General features: G+C 41.9%; 11 protein-coding genes and 1 pseudogene. 5 read left to right on the top strand and 7 right to left on the bottom strand.

What is annotated here, in order from left to right; genetic code table 11:
• Window positions 1–45 precede the first annotated feature (45 nt).
• Window positions 46–1,791: a glycoside hydrolase family 35 protein gene (locus NST74_RS17020; RefSeq protein WP_341113428.1), complete on the top strand. Its 1,746-nt coding sequence runs from the start codon at window positions 46–48 to the stop codon at window positions 1,789–1,791.
• Window positions 1,792–1,945: 154 nt separating this feature from the next.
• On the top strand, window positions 1,946–2,344 hold the full coding sequence (locus tag NST74_RS17015) for a hypothetical protein (RefSeq protein ID WP_341113426.1): 399 nt from the start codon (window positions 1,946–1,948) through the stop codon (window positions 2,342–2,344).
• 66 nt (window positions 2,345–2,410) lie between these two features.
• Here the strand turns inward: NST74_RS17015 and NST74_RS17010 are convergent, their stop codons facing one another.
• The 7 genes and pseudogenes from NST74_RS17010 to NST74_RS16985 form a co-directional block, all read right to left on the bottom strand.
• On the bottom strand, window positions 2,411–3,439 hold the full coding sequence (locus NST74_RS17010; RefSeq protein WP_341113425.1) for a serine hydrolase domain-containing protein: 1,029 nt from the start codon (window positions 3,437–3,439) through the stop codon (window positions 2,411–2,413).
• A 36-nt stretch (window positions 3,440–3,475) separates the two neighbouring features.
• Window positions 3,476–4,312: a MerR family transcriptional regulator gene (locus NST74_RS17005; RefSeq protein ID WP_341113424.1), complete on the bottom strand. Its 837-nt coding sequence runs from the start codon at window positions 4,310–4,312 to the stop codon at window positions 3,476–3,478.
• A 251-nt stretch (window positions 4,313–4,563) separates the two neighbouring features.
• Window positions 4,564–10,314: a bacterial Ig-like domain-containing protein gene (locus NST74_RS17000; RefSeq protein ID WP_341113421.1), complete on the bottom strand. Its 5,751-nt coding sequence runs from the start codon at window positions 10,312–10,314 to the stop codon at window positions 4,564–4,566.
• A gap of 282 nt (window positions 10,315–10,596) precedes the next feature.
• Window positions 10,597–10,779: pseudogene (locus NST74_RS30020) on the bottom strand (chitobiase/beta-hexosaminidase C-terminal domain-containing protein); the annotation flags it as partial.
• Window positions 10,780–10,844: 65 nt separating this feature from the next.
• On the bottom strand, window positions 10,845–11,855 hold the full coding sequence (locus NST74_RS16995; protein ID WP_341113420.1) for an alpha/beta hydrolase family protein: 1,011 nt from the start codon (window positions 11,853–11,855) through the stop codon (window positions 10,845–10,847).
• Window positions 11,839–12,519 (bottom strand): GNAT family N-acetyltransferase, encoded by a 681-nt coding sequence (locus NST74_RS16990; protein WP_341113418.1) that lies wholly within the window; start codon window positions 12,517–12,519, stop codon window positions 11,839–11,841. The genes NST74_RS16995 and NST74_RS16990 overlap by 17 nt, the downstream gene beginning before the upstream one ends.
• Window positions 12,516–13,292, bottom strand: coding sequence for a MerR family transcriptional regulator (locus NST74_RS16985; RefSeq protein ID WP_341113416.1), 777 nt, complete (start codon window positions 13,290–13,292; stop codon window positions 12,516–12,518). Before NST74_RS16985 ends, NST74_RS16990 begins: the two co-directional genes overlap by 4 nt.
• A 232-nt stretch (window positions 13,293–13,524) precedes the next feature.
• Between NST74_RS16985 and NST74_RS16980 the strand changes: the two genes are divergently transcribed.
• The 3 genes from NST74_RS16980 to NST74_RS16970 all read left to right on the top strand — a co-directional run bounded on the left by NST74_RS16980 (window position 13,525) and on the right by NST74_RS16970 (window position 21,985).
• Entirely contained in the window at window positions 13,525–16,638 is a 3,114-nt protein-coding gene (locus tag NST74_RS16980; protein WP_341113415.1) for a hybrid sensor histidine kinase/response regulator, read from the top strand.
• A gap of 3 nt (window positions 16,639–16,641) precedes the next feature.
• Complete coding sequence (locus tag NST74_RS16975) at window positions 16,642–17,733, top strand: response regulator (protein WP_341113414.1); 1,092 nt, start codon at window positions 16,642–16,644, stop codon at window positions 17,731–17,733.
• Between the two features lie 145 nt (window positions 17,734–17,878).
• The gene (locus tag NST74_RS16970) at window positions 17,879–21,985 is read left to right on the top strand and encodes an S-layer homology domain-containing protein (protein WP_341113411.1); all 4,107 of its coding nucleotides are present in this window, start codon (window positions 17,879–17,881) and stop codon (window positions 21,983–21,985) included.
• Window positions 21,986–22,015 lie beyond the last annotated feature (30 nt).

The raw sequence follows: 22,015 nt of genomic DNA, 5'->3' as shown, positions 1-22,015 counted from the left end.
TACCTATAATTGAATAGTCTATCTCAATATTGGAGGAGAATTTTTATGCGAAAGTTATCCATATCAGGGGATCATTTTATATTAGACGATCAACCCGTCCGGCTGCTTTCTGGTGCGCTTCATTATTTCCGGATCATTCCGGAATATTGGCAGGATCGTTTGCTGAAGCTGAAAGCTTGCGGATTGAATACTGTTGAAACTTATATTCCTTGGAATTTACATGAACCAGAGGAGGGGAGCTTCAATTTCGTAGGCTTTGCTGACATCGAGGCTTTCGTTAAGCTAGCCGGAGAGCTCGGGTTGCACGTCATTTTGCGGCCAAGTCCTTATATTTGTGCGGAATGGGAATTCGGTGGATTGCCAGCTTGGTTACTTGCGGACGATAACATACAACTGCGTTGTAATGATAAGGTCTATTTAGCTAAGGTGGATGCCTATTTCAATGAGTTGCTTCCGCGTCTGCGACCTTTGTTAAGCACAAACGGTGGACCTGTGCTCGCCCTTCAGGTAGAAAACGAATATGGAAGCTTTGGAAGTGACAAGACTTACCTGAACTATCTAAAAGAAGGCATGATCGCCCGCGGTATGGATGTTCTGCTGTTCACTTCGGATGGAGCTGAAGATCATATGCTCCAAGGCGGTATGATCGACGGAGTGTTCGCCACCGTAAATTTCGGTTCACGGGCTAAGGAAGCCTTTGCTAAACTACGTGAATATCAGCCTACGGGGCCATTGATGTGTATGGAATTCTGGAATGGATGGTTTGACCACTGGATGAAACCGCATAATACACGCCCCGAGTCTGAAGTAGCGGAGGCTTTAGACGTGATGCTTTCTTTAGGTGCCTCTGTAAACTTTTATATGTTCCATGGGGGGACTAATTTTGGATTTATGAACGGGGCAAATCTTTTTGAAAAATATGAACCACTCGTAACCAGCTACGATTATGATACGTTACTGGACGAATCAGGTAAGCCAACTGCAAAATTCTACGCAGCTCGAAAAATAATTGAGAAATACGTAGCGTTGCCCCCACTGGAATTACCGCCCGTAATTCAATCACGAGCATACGGTAAAGTGCTGATGACAGATTCTGTACCTTTGTTCACTCAGTTAGACGTATTGTCTCACCCTGAACGTAGAGCATGTCCTGAGCCAATGGAGAAATTCGGTCAGGATTATGGATTTATCTTATATTCTACGCAGATCAGTGGGCCGCGCAGTGGTATGGAGCTCGTTCTGCAAGAAGTACGCGATCGTGCGCTTGTATTTGCGAACGGTGCTTTTGTAGGTACAGTTGAACGCTGGGATCCGAGAGGCATTCCATTAGAGGTTCCAACGGAGGGACTGCAAATCGATATTCTTGTGGAGAATTTGGGACGCGTAAATTATGGCCCGCTGCTTCGTGATCCGAAAGGTATCACATGCGGCGTTAGACTCGGCTATCAATTCCTGCATGATTGGACTATTCGTTCATTACCGTTAAACGACCTTAAAGGATTATCATTCACTCCGATAGATTGCGAACAACGTCAGCAGCCCACTTTCTACCGGGGGAACTTTCAAGTCAATAAGCCGGAGGATACTTTTTTGCGACTGGACGGATGGACCAAAGGCCAAGCTTTTATAAATGGCTTTAATTTAGGTCGCTACTGGGAGAAAGGTCCGACAAAAACGATGTATTTACCAGCTCCACTCCTGCGCCAAGGTGAAAACGAACTAATCTTGTTTGAACTACATGGTGTATTGGAGTCCGTGGTTACTTTTGTAGATACACCGGAGCTCACGTGATATTTAAAGGGTGGTTAGAGACCATCATTCTGTAGTATTGATCTGATGATTTTTAATATATAATCAAGACAATAGTCATTTCATAAAATTACCACTTGAAGTGAAATCGAGAATTTTGTTGGTTTGTAGGAAGTGGTTAGGAGGAGGATTGCTAATGAGTTATGATTTGATGGCGTTTGAGACGTCTAAGGCACCGCAAGAAAGAGCGGGGTTTATGGATTGGTACGAGCAGCAAGTGAAATGGTCAGAAGACCATGCCTATAATGATCCTTCAGTTTTATCAGACGCGCTGCAACGCTTTTATAGTGAGTTGTCCGAGCAATTTCCTAATATGAATGTTGAGGATGAGATTTTTGAGGCAATGGAGGAAGACGGAACGGATAACCGGCTAACTGATTACTCGCTTGGTTCCTCTGTTATCTATGCAGCCTTCGCTTATTCCGTTGCTGAGGAAGCTTATACGGCGATGCGGGAGTTGGCTATAAAACACAAAGTAGGATTTTTTGATGTAAGCAGTAACGAAGGCGAGATCATTTTCCTTGAAGCAAAATAATTTAGAGTGTCAGCTGGTTGCTCTTCTAGATGTTAACGTAGTGGCAACCAGCATGTTTCTACTTTTTCACACTAATACGGACGGAATAATATAATTCTTAATCAGAGGCCACCGGTCACGAGGTTGAAGTGTGAACTCTGAAGCGATGGCTACGACAAGTTTTTTTTCTGGAATGCAGCAAATGACATTACCACCATCACCTAAAGCTGAGTAGGAGTAAACCCCGTCTTCTTCGCGTAGCCACCACAAATAACCGTAATGATTAGGGTTCATCGCTATAGATTCCTCAATCCATGTCTCCGGAATAATCTGCTTATTCTCCCATTTGCCACGGTTCAAATATAATAAACCAAAACGCACCATATCGCGTGGAGACAACGTAAGTCCCCATCCACCAGTGGTGATACGATGTGGGTCTTCCACCCAGCCCTTCACATTTACCCCAAACAAATCGTCGAACCCAAATGATTTCATCTCATAATCCGGAATTTCTTTCATTCCGATACGACTGAATAATTGCTCGTTAGCGAACTCACGGGCACTTTTTCCTGTGCAACGAGTGATGATAGCTGACAGTAAGTGAGCTCCTGCGGTGGAATATTTAAAATCACCAACATTCCCTTGGCGGCCAAGGATATCCAGTGTGTATTTGACCCAGTCGGATGATTTACACATTTGTTCCAGTGGTTCATGCCAGTCCTCGAAAGCATAGGGAGCTGTCATGGTGAGCAAATGACGTAAGGTGATCTCTTGTTTTTGCAGTTGGCCAGCAGCATCGCTTGGAACATATTCGGGGAAAAAATCCAGCACCTTCTGATCAACATGCTTGATATATCCTGCATCAATGGCAATACCAATGAGGGCGGATACGATACTTTTCGTTACAGAAGCCACATGATGCAGATCTTCCGGACCATAACCATTATAGTATTGTTCATAGGCAATATATCCATTTCTCGCCACTACGATTCCGTTTATATTACTATAGTCGGATTTAATCTTAGCTTCTAGTTTTGAAAGTTGTTCTGTATCCATGCCTAAGGCAGCCGAATCTGAAGTTTGCCAGTCTTTCGTAGGCCAGTAGTTTCTGTGCATTTAGGTAACTCCTTATATTCAAATTTTTTATGAATATCAGTGTGGCTGCGATCTTTTCTTAACAGGAAAATACACCTCAGTAACAAGATTCTCAGGATCAGCAGTTTGTGTGGGGTCCGTAAGGTATATTTCATAGGGAGAGTTAATCAATTCGTAACCTTCGTTTTCAATCCATTCTGTAAGCTTCGCATAAACGGATGTCAATTCTGAATAGGGGCCTCTATAAACCGACTTCGCACACAGCCCATCAGGTAATTCTCTAGTTTCCTTTACGATCTCCTCAATAGGTAGGGCAAACTCTGTATCATTCCCGGCAGGATTATATTCCTCACTGTGATAAATTGTTATTGGCGTACCAAGCAAGGTCAGCTTTTCAGTGGCAATGATTTCATACAGTTTGCTAAAATACTTTCCATATCCAAGCGCGTAATCATCACTGCTCAACATCTGACGTAAATAAAGGATATTCATAGATTTGGTTTCAACAAGCTGTACTTCTATCTTGTTAAGGTAGGACATCAGAGATATCCCTTTCTCTAAATTTAAAACATCACTGTTCATTTGCTTTAAGGTGTATTCGTAAGCTCGTAGTTTCTCATGTATTTCTCTTTTTTTGAGATTTAGGGCTGCACATACCTTTTCTTCAAATTGATCCTGCTCCCATTCCAGAATGTCTTTGATCTCTTCCAAAGAGAACTGATAAGATTTCAAACGGTTAATAAAGAGCATTTTTGTTAGTTGTTTGATGGAGTAATACCTATAACCGTTCTCAGGGTTAATCTCATCAGGATGAATTAGCCCAATTTCATCATAATACCGTAGTGTTTTAGTTGACACTTCGCATATCTTCGAGAATTCACCTATGGACAGCAACGATCTCATCTCCCTTTCTTCGATATTAAATGATATATAAGCTTTGATTTCGTTGGTTTGTTCATTTCCACTATGCACCTTCCCCTAAGGGTAAAGTCAATAGACAATCTAGTGTATCTAAACCAAGATGGCTAGAATAAAGTGAAGTGTCATTCGAAAAGACGTTGTGTGTTCTACAACGAGCAGAGTATACAACTGAAGAAGAACCCCGAAACCACATACAGTATGGTTTTGGGGTTCTGTTTTTTTGTTTATTTTTGCATAAGAATTCTGTAAATCAGCATAGCTGCTTCGGCACGTGAAGATGGAGCGGTTGGTGTAAGTTGCTGTTGACCATTTCCTTTAATGAAACCAGCTGCTACCAGTTCCGCTATATCCTCTGCCGCATATTCAGCAATTTGGTTATGGTCAGTAAAGACAACTAGTGGTGATGAAGAAGCGGGAACAGGACTCAACTTTCCTGCAGCCTTAAGCGCTCTAACCACCATAACAAACATCTCTTGTCTGGATATCGATTCATGAGGATGATAACGTCCATCGGTTTGACCATTAACGATGCCTAGTTTCTGAGCAGTCATAAGTCCCTCATAAAAATAATCACTTGGAGACACATCTGAAAAGACGATCCCGTCTACCGCGGTTAGTTCCAAAGTTCTAACTAATAAAAGTACGAAATCCGCGCGTGTAATTGCCTGATCAGGTTTAAATTCTTGTTCAGATACTCCGGTAATGACGCCTTTAGATGTTAGTACTTCTACTACGAACTTCGCCCAATGTGAATCAGACAAATCACTGAATGTCTTGTGATTGTAGACCGCCGCAAACTGGCCGGAAGAATTCGTGGTCGAGAACATAGCTTGTTTCTTGACTGCATCATAATACTCACCTATTACAGGTAGAATAAATCCGTTCGTATCAACGTTCCACACGACAATAAAAGCATTGTTCGATGCTGGGACAACTGCTGGATGAGGAAGCCCAATCTGTATAGCTGTCTGTAAATTGTTCATCTGAGCTTTTGTTCCATCCAAGCGAAGCTCATACTCGATAAGTGAGCGATTTCCTAACTTCCCTTTTAATTGCCCTGCAGCATCGACGGTTCTCAGTAACAGGGTAACCGTCTTCACGTTATCCAGCATATTCTCTGGAAATATACGATTCGGTAACATAATGGTAGCTAACGATGAAGTGAGCTCAAGCTGCAAGGTGGAAGTTCCTGCACGAAAAGCGGAAGCAGGGAGGATTACTTGATATTCCTTAACGTCAGATGCTGGATCACTTAGAAGCTGTATTCGAATTGTTTTATGACCGGATGAATTAGGTTTAGCTAATTCAATCATTTTTTGTAATGTGGATTCATTTAATATAGTACTAGCTTTCCCTGCATCAATAGTAGGAGACAGGTCAAGCCTTACACTTCCGTCCAACAGAAGTACACTTGTGGCTGAATCCTGAGTAGATAATCCAGAACTGCCTGAGCTCGGTGAAGATGTCGGACTTGGTGAAGATGTTGGACTCGGTGTAGTAGTAGGACTCGATGTAGTAGTAGGACTCGGTGTAGGAGTCGGACTTGGCTCCTTCTCTCCAAAAGGAATGAACTTCAAGAAGTCACCCCATATAACATTGCCCTCTGAATCCCTCATATAGGATGTTGCCGGAATTAAGCTTACGAAATTTGCATCCGTTAGCTGTTGACCAGACTTATTGGCTGAGGTTGCGCCATCATACATGAAATTGTTGTCAGCCGCCAATGAGGAAGGATATTGGTCTTTCGCAATGTTATTCGTCCGGTAGGATAAGAAGCCATCGATCTTAAAGTCCGCGGTAATATGGTCATAAGTCGTAAAGCTCATATTTCCACGTACATTATTGAATCCGATGTTGTTTATGGCAATAACACCTGGATTACTATTGCTTGTAAAACCATATGCTCCATTGCCGAAGGCGATAGAATCACGGATGGTATGTGTGACGTGAATGCCCTCACCACCCAGCTTAAATCCATTCTTGTCACCGGCGCCTATCGTTCCATCTGTTAAGAATCCGTTATTGAATGCAGCACTATTCTCAATCGATACAGCACCGATTGCACCGGAGCCTGCCTTAGTGTACAAATCCCATCCATCGTCGATGTTGTTATGTGCCAGACAGCCTCTAAAAATATTTCCGACGCCAGCAGTCAATTTCGCAGCGAAGCCATCAGCATTATTGTCAGATGGATCGCGGTTATCAAAGGAAGTACTGTTCAGAATTAAGTTGTAAGATGGCCATTCAGCTATTTCTTGAGCCGTTCCATCTGTACGGCTGATTTGTAGACCAGTGTCTCCATTAGCATAAAAGCGGCTATTTTCAACGATGTTATAATTTCCTCCAACTGTAAAGCCCTTAGTATTACCGGCCGAGCGGGTGAAATCAAGTCCCTTCACATGCCAATAGTTCCCGCTCAAGAGAACACCTTCAGTTTTTTTATCAAAATCGATAATGGGTCTTGCTCCAGGTGCAGCTTCCAAGTACTTCTTCGCATTCTCGTCTCCATCATTGTACTTCTTAATATGGAGTGATGAATTCCGCACATAACGACCATCAAGTAGGATAATGTGTTGACCTGGCTTGACGAAATCAATAGCGGTATCGATATCAAGCGGGAGATCAATCGATCCATCACCAGCACTTGTACCGGTTGGGGATACATAAATATCTTCACCCATGGGATCATAGCTTTTCATTATGACTGTAAAGTTACGAATTATCTTGTTATAAGAGGTCAAATACTGCGTGTCATCTGGTAAAAAAGTAATGCTGAAGTTCGTATCTCCTTGATTCACTAGTGTAGCTGGAATAGAAAGACGCTTGCCTGCTACGGCCTTATTGTCTTGCGCAATTACCGTAGAACCTTGCTTCAGTGTCACAGATCCGTTGACGTTTGAACGTACAATCATTTGGTAATTCGGATCTGAAGTCTTGCTCAGCGAAAGGATATCTATGTTAGGTGTGACCGGAGGTGTAGGAGGTTCAACTTTAGGTGAATCCGTGGCTGCTGAAGTTACTGTTAATTGAATATTGCTGATATGGATTGTAGCTAGACGAGCCGCATAAAAACCTACATACATCTTTGAATCTTGTATGTTAAGAATATCAGGCGTAAAGTGTATAGCTTCCTGATCATTATTAAGTTGTCCAGTAAAGCTGCTATTCGTTTTAGCAAGTGTTAGACGATATGGGGCTGCAGGGGCTGTGTTGTTAGGTGCAGGGCGTTCTTTTTTGAGCATGATCGTTTGAATGCCTTTACTTCCAGTTCCGTCTGGCTTTTCCACACCGGTTCGAACAAACAGCTGAGTTCCATTATCATTTCTTGTACCGCCGCTGTAACCACCTATAGCAGCAATGTTAGAGGCAAATACACTAGAATTTCCTGATGTGCCGATGGCGTCTCGTGCCATAATGCCGAACGATTCTTGACCGTCATATGGATTTTTTGCATAAGCCAACACTTGAATATCCGCTGACAGAACGAAATTATCTTCTGACGCATCTAGTACGGTGTAATAGAAGGTAATACCGTCATGGTCTTCGGTGACCTTTCCGCCGCCTTCCAGTGCGATAAGCTCTACCAATCCATCATCTTTTAGAATCGTCTGGTTATTAGTGGTCGATGTAGATTGACCGAATTGAATGCTACGCCATACAGGTTCAGTCTTTTCCTTAACAGTAACAGAATACGTAATCGGCTTAATAGACGCATCTGTAGGGATGATACCGATTTCATAAACGCCAGGCTTTTGATTATCGAACTGAGAGGTGTCGAGAGTGAAGGTACTTAGAACTTCTCTATCCGAATTGTCATACACTTTAGACACGATCAAACCCTTGCTATCAAAAGTATCGTTTAAGTAATAGGTCGTTTTTGGATAACTAGATACTTCGATTCTTGCTAGCTTCTTCATTTTGACCTTCACTTGGAAAGAGGCTGTTAATCCCTTATGGGTGACTGTGATTTTTTTATCTCCAGGAGTCAAGGTGTTCAGAGGAGAGACGGTGTATTCATTGTTCATTAGCCGAATCTCAGTTCCATCAGAATAATGAGCATAAAGGATAATCCCTTCTAATTTGATGGAATCACCGATGTAATAGACCGTTTGCATTGGCTCATTTCTGATTTCCAACTTAGATAGAGTTGCATCAATAACTTCAATGTTAAAGGCAGTTGTTATTAATGGAGTCTCGGTCGATCTAATCGTAACCTTATATGAGCCTGACTGTGACAACAGATACGGCAACAGATCCGATACGGGTTGCTCATTAATAGAGAGTGTATAGAGTTCACTAGTCAGTTCTTTCGTTAAGAATCCATCATTATAATTAGCAACAACAACAAGACCTTCAGGATCGAACGCATCCCCTGGATAGTAGACCGTTTTCGCTGGATCATACTTAACCATTAATGAGGTCATGGATAATGGAACGATTTGAAGCGTGATTGTTACTGAAGCGCCGTTATAGTTAATCGTTACCGTATTCTCCCCAATCTTACTGCTATCAAATCCGGAAACAATATAATCAGTGGGAGACAAAACGGCTTCACTGTTATCAGAAAAGATGGCCTTAACGACCAGTCCAGTTAAATCCAGTGATTCGCCAACCAGATAGGAGGTTTTGGACATCGCACTTGTATCAGCCATTAAGTTCGTTACGATTTTGGACTCGACTTTGATGTCGATCTCGCTAAAGGTTACTGTTGCGTCCCTAGCTACATAAAGCCCTGCGAAGATCGTATCATTGAACGTATGGTCTAATGCTACTATTTCGGTTTGGTCACCGATGCTTAGCAGATAGGTATTGCCCGATTTTTTAATGCTCAGATCATAGGCTTCACCTGCAGTGGGGGGATTGCTGCCGCTAAATGGGGTGAGCTTTACTTGTGTTGTTTTTTTATAAAAACCTTTCATCACCTGATCCAAAGCACCCACAGCGGTATAGTTAGAAGTTGTCGTGTTAGAATCACCATTTATTCCTACCGAATCTCTCAACATAAGTCCGAAGGATTTCTGGTTAGGTGTACTGACGCTGCTATTGCTATTAAATGAAGTAACATTAGCTTTGGCTTTCAATTCAAAGTTGGCATCATTAGGAAGCTCTTTGTAGTAAAAAGATAGTCCTTCATCACTGCTTGAGATTTTGCCTCCGTAGGTGGTCATTGTAACAGTAGAGTGGTCTTCAATCACTGGTTCGGGATTTTTTGTGGGATTTGTATTTCCCCCAAAGGCGCTAAACGCCCAAGGCCCAAGCTCAACGTGACCTTCTTGAGTTAAGTGTACGTTACGGAACGTCACCGTCGTATTTCTAGCAGTATAAAGACCGGCATATTGAATAGAGCCTTCAAAGCTTTCAATCATTTTGGTTTCATTCCCAATCTTTACTATATACAAATTCCCTGTCTTTTTGATGCTTAGTTCATATTCTTCACCTTGGGTAGGCCGATTAACGTTATCGAATTCGTACCCAAGCTTCTGTAAGCTGGTATTTTGTAATTTATGAAACGCTTTCATTTCTTGGTCCAATGAACCCACTGCTACGTAATCTCCAGAGTATGCTCCGAATTGGTTATTCCACACATTGCTGCGGAGCATGATGCCGAAGGATACCTGGTTATTCGCTGTCCAGCTGTCCACATGAGCGGTTGCTGTTAATTCAAAATTAACGCCCGGATCAATCTCTTGAAAATAATAAGCGATACCTTCTGTGCTGCCCGATACTTTGCCTCTGTCGTTAGAGCTTCTAAGCGTAACTGATCCGCCTGCGTTCTCTTTGATTCCAAAGTTTGCCGACGTAATTTTGTCCTGACCTCCAACGTCACCAAATACGCTTCCATTCCATTTACTTTGAATGTTAATCATCCCATCGTCAGGATCAGTGACCTCCTCTGCAAACATGGATGGTGGAAAAGATGAAACCAAGAGTAGGAAGGTTACTAGCATGGCTAACAAACGTTGATGTGTTCTCAATGATTAAAACCTCTCCTTATAGACCGATTTTTGACCAAAGCTTAATGTTTGATCATCCGAGATTATACTTTATCGTTGAAAAGTACAGCTATAATCAATACTCCATATACCACTGTATATAAGGGATGTAAGGGAGGATGTGAGTTAATGACACTCGGTTTACGGATACTTGAATTCGGTGTTGAGCAATAAAAAAGGAGAACGGCTAATGGGCTTTAACCCAAAAGTTGTTCTCCATTTTAAATTATCTGAAGTTCATGTAGTTGAAATTCCATCCATTCGTTAAAGCATACACTCGAAGAGTATTATAACAGGTTGGGCGACTTGTGTTACCACATTAATTACGTAAGTGGCGCTTGTAGTTGCAGAATCCGTCATTAACTCCTTGAATGCTTTGGCCTTGAGTGTCATATTCTGTGTCACAGAAATAGAAGCAATATATTTTAACGATGATGCACTAGGTTCACTGCCGTCCGTGCCCTATAATAACGGCAACATTTGCGGCTCAGAACGCGAGGGATGTTAAAGTGTTACTGAGAGTGAGTCTTAATAAATCGGCTAAGATCATTTAAATATTGATCATCCACCAATTGTCGTGGAAAGAAGACAGCTGTTAAATAAGTCCTTAAGGGGGATGCGGCATTCTTTTTTGACAGCATAGAGTGGTCAGCGTTGGGAAAATAAGAGACAGAGAGCAAGCTAACAGGTATTTTTTCACGGTAAATACGTTCGGTTTCCTCAATATCTACATTGATATCTTGACCGCCGAGTACTAGATGGACAGGAGCATTGAAGTAACTAAGTTCTTTGGTGGCATCAGATTGATAGTTTTTGGCGATAAATCCCCAGCGTTCCTTAGAAATCAAGTTCTCGGATTGTGCAATTCGCAAGTATTCTTCATAAGAGGCACGTTCGTTAAGTAGTTGTAAGACTTGAGCGTTATAGTGTTCTTTCGCTTGGATCTCATATTCCGAGAAACCTTCGTTTTCCATTTCTAATCTTGTATTGTATTTACCTTGAGAAATCCAGTTCACGGCAGGCGATACAAGAATGCTGAACGCGAGATCAGGTACTTCTCTTACGATCTTAGGAATCACCCATCCGGCTTGACTTGCCCCCCACAAACCAATAGATTGCGTATCAATCATCGGCAAGGCTTTCGCCCAGTTAATTGCTGCTATTGTTTCCTGAGCACGATCTTCCATACTTTGCTCCAACCAGTTACCGGAGGAACCACCAATACCAGGTTTGTTAAGAGACAACGAAGCATATCCTGCAGATGCGAATTTCTCCCACAAGGGTTTATACCCATCATCGTATGTGTCATTTATGGGACCATCACCATGTACAAAAACTACCAGCCCTACGTTTCCAGAATAGTTCTGGGGGAGAATTAAAGTTCCTGTTAGTTTACCCTGAGGGGTTTCGAATTCTATCTTTTGTTCAATCATTTCATATGAATGCTGTTTTAACACGAATAAGCCTAAAGCTAACAATAAACCAATGATTATCCATGCGGTTAATTTAATATTTAATTTCATTTACTGAACTCCTAGGGTGTAGTGGTGAACTCCTTGTCATGTAAAGCCAATTTGCCTCTTTAAAAAGTAGGTGTTTAATCCCGCTATAGTTAGCTTGAACGATACCAAAGTTCATCTGTTGGTACATTTGAATAGCTCGTTTATTATTTTCAGCAACATGTAGCGTTAATTTGTCCATGTCTGAATGACTGTTTACAAACTCTATAGCCCAACTAAGCAGCTGCTTGCCGATTCCTTTATTGCGGTGGCTAGATCGAACGGCCAAATGCTCGATGTAACATTCTTTTGCCCGAGGCTGATAATTCAAAAAATGTAATCCGACCATTAACTTCCATACATTTAGATATCCAAACTGCTTGAATACTTGTGAATGGGAAATACGTTGTGGCGTTTTAATGTTACTTCTCTTTGGGGCCCGGCAGTCCTTCCACTTTAAGCTGAGCGTACCGACAACTTCTCCATTTTCTTGGGCGACGATTTGTTGTGATGATGTGGATTGTTGCTCAATCGCCCAGAGTCCGAAGAGTAGGTCGGTAATCTCATCGTCGTCCAGTGGGATGAGGGAGTGGAACTTCCCATGGAACGCGTCCACTAAAAGACTGCTCACCGCTCTACGATCTTGTTCTTGATATTCAGCTATTACAATCTTGTTCAGATTTATCATGCTACACCGTCAGAATCATATTTGATTTTTATTTGAATTTCATAATGAAGCTTGTCATTGTTGAACATGGATAGATAGGATTTTTCCAAAATGATCAGTTGTCCCTGAATTGTATAATGATGCTGTGTTAAATAGTGTTCCAGTTGAGCAATCTCACGTTCAATATCTTGATCCTCCGTCACGAAAAAAGCTTTATAGAGGTAGCTACCTTTTTCTAGAATGATGTCCGGTGATTGATTGCTTTCATAACATAAGGTTACTTGTTCATTTTCGTATAAATAATGCAGATCTGTTTCGAATAAATGTGACAGTTGCGGCTTTTTTTCATACAAACTTCGAGCGGTGAGTGACTTATCTTGATCTAGTTCTATCCACTTTTTTAAATGACGAGTATCCAATTGCTTAATATTATATTTGTCTTCTAGAATGTCGGATTGCTCGTATTCGTTAAGTATCTTTTGTAAAAACTGCTGCAACAACATTAGCTGGTTTATTTCAGAGTTTATTTTACTTTGAGATTGCTTCAAGAGCTGATGGTAATCAGTTGTGGAGAAGCTATTCATACTTTTGTTAATTGTGCTGACTGGTATGTCTAATTTGCGAAGCAATAAGATCTGGGCCAACTGATAAATCTCATTAATCCCATACATCCGGTATTGATTGCTATCGGTATAGGCTGGAAATAAAATCTCTTTTTCTTCAAAATATCGGATTTGGTGCACTGATACATTCATAAGTTTTGAAAGTTCACCAATCGTTATGTGTTGATTCAAGGGTGTCGCTCCTATCTGTTGGGTTTTTGTTGAATGCAATAACTATAAACCTTAGGTCTGACCTAAGGTCAAGCTTGGATTAAGCTGTCGTTTTATGAATTTGTCGAATCATGAAGGAAAACGGAAAATTTTATAGAATTATCTATCGTCATCTATCTCATGTAATTCAAGTGTTGCACAATGCCCCAAGCGTATACTGCAGCTTTACTACTCCATAGAAAAGGGGCCTACGATGCTCAAAAGGACATTATTTATCTATTTAATAGCTTTCCTTTCGTTAGCTACAATTCCACTATCCATTGTTATAAATAACGATCAGCATGAGAATCATCCGCAAGTTCAGAATGGTGGCATGGATCTTTCGACATGGGATTATAAGCAACAAAAGATCATCAAGCTAGACGGGGAGTGGGAATTTTATTGGAACCAGCTACTCACACCTGAGCATTTTATAGATCCAAGCATTGACAAATCAGCACCTACAGCATGGATGGAGGTCCCCTCACGATGGAACGGTAAAGTGATTGATGGTCAGCCATTACCTGCATTTGGTTCTGCTACCTATCGCATGGTGCTGAAAAACTTACCTGTAGACGGTGTATTTGCATTGAAAAAGACGAATATACGCTTTTCAAGTGCGATATATGTGAATGGACATCTACTCATTGAAGATGGTAAGCCTTCTATCAGTACAGCCGATTACCAGTCGGGGAATATTCCGCAAATCGGGCTTTTTTCAGCTGAAAAAGGTGACGTAGAGATCATTATTCAAGTTTCTAACTATGAATATGTAAATGCAGGCATTCCGGTATCTCTGACCTTTGGCGAGGAAGCCGCGATGATGGAGACCCAGCAGAAGAGTATGGCTCGTGAATTTAGCACCGTTGCAATTTTGGGAACATTATCGCTTATTTTTGTCATCTGCTTTGTGGCGGCTGCTTTATACCGTAAGAAGGATTACTCCTTACTTGTGTTTGCTATTATTTGTTTACTGCTTGCGACCTATCATGGCTTGATTGGAGAACGTTCACTGTTACTGTTTTTCCCAAATCTTTCGTTCATTGTGTTATACAAAGTGAAGGATATTAGCTCCATATCGTGTTTTATTGTTCTGGCTATATTTTTCTACCAAATGCACAAAAGCATAATCTCTTTAAAACTTACGCAACTTGTAACGATTATACTAGGCAGCTTTATAATTTTGGTAGCGATCCTGCCTATTCGTACATACACGCTCTTCTCTTCGTATGTGATTATTGTATATGAATTGATGTTAATTTGGATGTTGTATAGAGTAGCGATCCTATATATTAGAAGCGCAGAAGTAAACCGGATCAAATCGTTGCTGCTTTTCTTAGCGATTCTTGCTATCAATCTGTACTCCATAGATGTAATCCTGTTTGCACTTTCGATGAAAGAAAATCTATGGCTCGGACAGTTTTACATCGTAGCCTTTAATATCATTATGATCGTTCTGATTGTTCTTCGTTTTTTCGAGGCATATCATACGATAGACGAAATGAAAAACCAGCTGATTGGGCTGGACAAGATTAAAGATGAGTTTCTTTCCAATACCTCTCATGAGCTGAAAACTCCGCTAAATGCCATAGTGAACATTACCGCTACACTTCTTAATGGGGTTGAGGGTCCAGTTACCGAAAGGCAAGCGCAGAACCTAGCAATCGTATTGGGCAGTGGAAGAAGACTAACTTATATGGTGAACGAACTGCTCGATTATTCCAAAATGAAGCATGGGGATATCACGTTATACAAAAGCACCCTAGATCTGAAAGCTGTTATTGATTCTGTCATCGGTATTCATTCGTTCCTGCTCGGAGAAAAGTCGATTTTTCTCATAAATAATGTCGCTTCAGATTTCCCTCCAGTACATGCAGATGGCAATCGTCTGATACAAATTTTGCACAACTTGGTAGATAATGCGATTAAATTTACGGAGCAAGGTGAAATACATATTAGTGCTAAAACTATCCTTCATGAATGGGTTGAAGTTCGTGTAGCAGACACGGGAATCGGAATTGCACCGGATATGCAGAAACGTATTTTTATGGCTTATGAGCAGGTGGATGAAGCTGAAATTCATAGTCACGGTGGCACAGGTCTCGGTCTAAGCATTACGAAGAAGTTAGTGGAGCTGCATGGCGGGAACATTAGAGTGGAATCTGTTACGGGCAAAGGTTCGGTTTTTATTTTCACCCTTCCACGGTGGGATCGAATATCTAATCAAATTACGGGTCCGATTGTGGAAAAGACACTTCCGTTTAAAGAGGTTCTCTTCCCGCGTCAGGAGTATCCTGTTTATATCAAAGGTAAAATCAATGAGCCAATTTTGGTCGTGGACGATGATTATGCCAACCTTCAATCCATGATCAACCTGTTCAAGCTGGAGGGGTATTCCATTGTTGTTGTGAACCGAGGGCAACTGGCACTCGATGAGTTATCGAAGAATTCAGACTTCTTCCTCGTTGTGCTGGACATTACAATGCCGGACATTTCTGGTTATGAGGTTCTGCAAAAGATCAGAGAAAGATTTACCCCCTTTGAGCTCCCGGTGTTAATGCTGACGGCGAAGAATAGAGTTACAGATATGAAAATGTCCATGGATAATGGGGCAAATGATTATGTGGGGAAGCCGTTCGAAGCGGAGGAGCTAATGGCGAGAGTGAAAAGTCTGACCCGATTAAGAGCTTCCGTGAAGCAGGCTAAAGATGCTGAAATAGCCTTTTTACGTTCTCAGATTAAACCTCATTTCTTGTACAATGCCCTGAATTCAATTGCTGCATTATGTGTGGAAGAGCCTCAGCAAGCAGAGGAATTAACGCTGGAGCTGTCGCAGTATTTGAGAAGCAGCTTTGATTTCAAACAATTGGATTCATTAACGACCCTGGAGAGTGAGCTGGAGCTGGTTAATGCTTATATTAATATTGAAAAAGTGCGCTTTGGTGCTAGATTGCAAGTCCAGTATGATATAACCGCAAATACGAATAGCCGGATTCCTCCGCTTATTCTTCAACCTCTGGTGGAAAATGCCATAAGACATGGCCTGATGTCCAATTTACGGGGAGGAAAGGTAACTATATCTGTCAAAGAGTCAGACCCTTCAATGATCAGCTTTGTTGTAGAAGATAATGGATGCGGAATGAGCGAACACAAGCTGGAAGAGATCATGAAATCTGATGTAGATAAAAGAGGTGTGGGGCTGTGGAATATTAGTCAGCGCATCAAACTTCTTTATGGAAAGAGCATTCGTATTCAAAGTGATGAAGGAAAAGGTACAAGGGTTTCTTTTGACATCCCCAAACAGCAATTGAACCGGCTAGGAGGTTGAAGCATGCTGCGAGCCATTATCGTAGATGATGAAGAATTATCACTGAAGCGTTTAAAAAGGATATTGTCTCAGAGTGGAGAGATTGAAGTATACGATACTTTTCTGGATCCGACGGAAGCTTATGAATTTGTGAAGGGGAATTCGATAGATGTAGCATTTTTGGACATTTCTATGCCTGACACGAATGGGATGAAGCTCTCCGCCCTTTTGCATGCACTAGATGAATCGATAGATGTAGTTTTTGTTACAGGGTATGATGAATACGCACTGCAAGCCTTTGAACTGAGCGCTGTGGATTATCTGCTGAAGCCTGTTACTGCGCAGCGATTATCAAAAACTCTGGATAAGATCAAAAAAATGAATAAAGGTGTGACGGTTCAACCTGTCATAGAAGTTCTTTTATTTAATGGACTTAAGATATACCGCCGTACACAAGACAGAGTGCCTATCAAGCTAAGAAGCCCAAAAACAGAGGAATTGTTTGCCTTTTTGATTAGTAAAGGAACGGTTAGCCGAGAAGAAATTATCGACACCTTATGGAGTGGGTTAGAGCCTGAAAAAGCACTTAAGAATCTGAACTCTACCCTGTATTATATTCGAAAAGCAATCGGTACTAGCTTTATTAAGACCAGTAGAAACGAAATTAGTATAGAGGAACGAAGCATTTATTGTGATTTATATGAGTTTGAGCGTTTACTGAAGCAAATTAGACAAGGCTCGAAAAAACATTCAGAATGGTTCAATCAAGTAGAAACACTGTATTCGGGGGCCTTTCTTAAAGGAAAAGCATACGATTGGGCTAGTGGGAAGACAGGCCGACTTGAACAAGATTTTATTGGACTGCTGGAACTAGCGGCTAGATTGCACATGGATCAGAACGAGCGTCAACAATCGCTGCATTACTTTGAGCGAATATTGAAATTGGATCCCTTGAGAGAAGATATCCATCAGGAAATCATCCATTTGTATATTGAACTAGGGCGAATGAATGAAGCTTATCGGCGATATGGGCAATTGGAAGAGACCCTTCAACAGGAGCTTGGAACTTCACCTGATCCTAAGCTCAAAGCGTTGATTATGAAGATGATGAACTAGTATAAAGAAAAAAGAGAACCGGCGAATCGATTAGATTTCGTAGGTTCTCTTTTTTTGTTTATTTTTCGTTTATCATAATTTTGTATAATACTCTCGATTATTGTCGAAATGATGACATGATTTATGCTAGAGGGGGAAAAAGAGTTTGAAGCCATCATTTATGAAAATAGGCATTAGTATTTCGTTAGCCACTGGACTTGTGGTGCAAGGTGTAGGTCCAATCCAGACTCAAATCGTTAGTGCGAAATCGAGCTTCGATTGGTTAGAGAATAGCCCAGCTGTGATACCGTCGATCAATGAAGATGATTATTCTAACGCAGGTGCTGTTGTCTCTAATCTATTGTCAGGAAAGGTTACTGAACCGGCGACAACGGGGATTGCTGTGGTAGCGTTAGATAATACCAACGGCGCCTGGCAATATTACAATACGCAAGGAAACATTTGGTACAACATCGAGCCGGTATCGAACACTAATGCTTTCCTGTTGCTGAAATCGGAGAAAATTCGTTTTGTACCCGCTAAAGACTGGAACGGAACAGCTTCAATTGAATATAAGCTATGGGATACGACAGCAGTTGGTTTTCAAAACTATCAAAAAAATGCAAATACCACAGCATCGGGTGCGTTCACCACAGTTTCGGGCAAAGCTACTGTGACTGTAAACCCAGTGAACGATGCTCCGTATCTAACGGAATTGAATGGTGGGGATTATCTTAGCTTTGACGGGAATGGGGATTATGTGACATTCCCAGATCAACTGTTATACAAGAATTCTTTTACAATTGAAGGGAATTTAAAAGTCAATGGTTTTAATACCTGGATGAGATTCTTCGAATCTTCGATCGCAGAGCAGAACCATAATATTTTTGTGGGCTTTAACGGCAAAAAAATGCATTTCATCGCTTACACCAATAAAGGAGATATTAATGTCACAGACGATTTCCCGATCTCCAAGTGGGTACATGTCTCGATTGTTTACGATCACAGTCAGAAGAAGGGACGTATTTATTGGGATGGTGTTCTTAAGGCAGAAGGAGCTATGGATTTAAGTACAGTTGGAAATGTGGCACGTCCGAACAACTGGCTTGGTAAAAGCACCTGGAGACAGGACGGAGATTACAGCGGTGGGATGAGAGACGTTAGGTTTTGGAGTATAGCTAAAACTCAGAGCGAAATTGTTCGCGAAATGAACGTCGATTTGAATGGATTTGAGCCTAATCTGGCTTTGAACTATAAATTTTCGAATAGCAATGATGGTAATATTGCTGTCAATACACCGGCTGGTTCAGGTAAGAACGGTACCATTACGGGAGCAAGCTGGAAGCAGGACACAGGCTTCATGGGAAGTACTACAACGGAAAAAAATAAATCTGTATCACGCTCTTTTAAGGTCATTGATGTGGATGGGGATGGCCTAAATGTATCAGCTACTTCTTCTAATATATCCCTAATTCCGAATAATGGACTGAAAGTAAGTGGAAGTGGTGAAGTGCGGACGTTAGAAATAACACCAGCGAAGAATGCCTTCGGAAACAGTGTGATTACTGTTACTGTAAATGATGGCACTATAAGTAGTACATACACCTTCAATGTCCAGGTAAACGATGTGGGAGATGTCCTAGTAACTGGAGTGACTTTGAATAAAACATCACTTAGTTTAACTGAGGGAGAAGCTGGAGATACACTAAATGCTGTAATAGAACCTGCCAATGCCACGAACAAAACAGTAACTTGGAGCTCCAGTGATGTAACTGTCGCGACAGTTGTTAATGGAGTGGTAACACCAGTTGGCGTTGGAACGGCAACGATCACAGCAACAACAACGGATGGAAGTTATACGGCGTCATCCACCGTTACAGTTAGTGCACCAGTTGTGAAAGTAACCGGAGTTAAGCTTGATCAGGAGACCCTCGATTTAACCGCTGGTGAAGCGGACGCCTTACTAAAGGCAACAATAGAACCTGCAAATGCAACGGACACAGACGTGATCTGGAGCTCCAGCGATGACACTATCGCAACAGTCGTGAATGGAGTTGTGACTCCAGTTGGTGAGGGTACAGCAATTATTACTGTAACGTCTAAGGATGGAAGCTTTACGGCTTCAACGACTGTAAATGTGGCAGCACCTAAGCCACCAATTGTTCTCGTAACGGGAGTAACGTTAGACCAGACCACGCTTAATTTAACAGTGGGCGAAGGCGACGAAACGCTACAAGCGACAGTGGCACCTGCCGATGCAACGAATAAGGGTGTCATTTGGAGCTCTAGCGATGAGACTGTAGCCAAGGTTGTTTATGGAGTAGTAACCCCGGTTGGTGTTGGAACAGCCACCATTACGGTTACGACCAAAGATGGAAGTTATACCGCTTCAACGACAGTACATGTAAGTGAACCAATTCCACCAGTTGTGAATGTAACTGGGGTGAGACTAGATCAGGAGACGCTCGATTTAACAGCTGGTGAAACTGAGGTAAAACTAAATGCGACAATAGAGCCTGCAAATGCAACAGATCCAGGCCTGATCTGGAGCTCCAGCGATGAGACTGTAGCCAAGGTTGTGAATGGAGAAGTAACTCCAGTCGGTGAGGGAACAGCCATCATTACGGTTACTACGAAAGATGGAAGTTATAAGGCTTCAACCACCGTTACTGTGAAGGCTCCTGTTAAGCCAATTACAGCACCGGGTATTCCAACAGCTGTAACTGCAACTGCAGAGAATGGTCAAGCGACCATCACCTTTACAGCGCCAGAGTCTGATGGGGGAAGCGAAATTACAGGTTATCTTGTAACGGCTACTCCGGGCGGGTTGACAGTTACAGGTAATGGAAGTCCGCTTACAATCAGTGGTCTGACGAATGGTACAAGCTACACCTTCACGGTACAGGCCATCAATAAGGCTGGTATTAGCGAATTATCTGCTGAATCCAATACAGTCATCCCGAGCGCTCCATCCAGTGTTCCTTCCCAACCGACTCCATCAGCTACACCGACACCTGTAGCAAATGATGCTTCCATTCTAATCAATGGTAAAGCGGAAACCATGGGAACCGCGACGAATGGTAAACGGAATGATCAAACGCTAACCACCATTGCTTTAGACCAGAAGAAGCTGGAAGACAAGCTCGCCGCGGAAGGTAAAGGTGCGGTGGTTTCTATCTCTGCTACTAGCAAATCAGATGTTCTGGTAGGAGAGCTAAACGGACAAATGGTTAAAAATATGCAGGGTAATCAAGCCGTACTTGAAATCAAAACTGGTAATGCGACTATTACCTTGCCTGCAGGGCAGATTAACTTGGACGCTCTATCCAAGCAGGTGGGACAGTCTGTGGCTTTACAGGATATTAAGATACAGATTGAAGTTAGTAAACCAACAGCCGATGCTGTAAGTGCTTTAGAGGCTGCTGCACAAAAAGGATCATTTTCATTAATCTCTGCGCCAGTAGCTTTTACGGTTAGAGGGATTTACGGAGATAAGAGCATTGAACTTTCACAATTCAATACGTATGTGAAGCGTACCATTGCTATCCCTGAGGGGATGGACCCCAATAAGATTACAACTGGAGTATATGTTGATGCTGATGGAACAGTTCATCATGTACCCACTAAAGTAGTTGTAATTGGCGGCGAGTATTTTGCTACCATCAACAGTCTTAGTGGCGGTACTTACTCTATAATCTGGCATCCGCTTGAATTTAGCGATGTTACTAACCACTGGGCAAAAGACGCAGTGAATGATATGGGCTCCCGTTTAGTCGTCGAAGGAACAGGTAATAGTCAATTTTCTCCTGATCAAGCCATTACCCGTGCAGAGTTTGCAGCGATTGTCGTTCGCGGTCTTGGACTTGAATTGGATCAAGCGGCAACACCATTTTCGGATGTTAAAACTACGGATTGGTATAACAGTGCGATTAATACTGCATATGCTTATCAATTAATCAATGGTTTTGAAGACGGCATGTTCCGCCCTGATGACCAAATTACCCGTGAACAAGCAATGCAAATTATCGCCAAAGCGATGAAAATCACAGCCCTAAAGGCTAAACTTCCAAATCAATCCTCTGAAGGATTCTTGAACCCATATACCGATGCCGGTAAAGCATCTGACTGGGCGATTGGTGCAATTACTGACTGCTTACAGGCAGGCGTAATCATGGGACGAAGCAGCAATGTGCTTGCTCCCAAAAATGATATGACCAGAGCTGAGGTTGCGGCGATCGTTAAGCGGCTACTTCAAAAGTCAGATTTAATTTAAAGCCTTGACTCATATGATACGTTGAAAAGA

The organism is Paenibacillus sp. FSL F4-0125, from assembly GCF_038008565.1.
Classification (GTDB): domain Bacteria; phylum Bacillota; class Bacilli; order Paenibacillales; family Paenibacillaceae; genus Paenibacillus_AQ.
The sequence above is the reverse complement of the archived record's forward strand: the minus strand, read 5'-3'. Positions and strand labels throughout refer to the sequence as shown.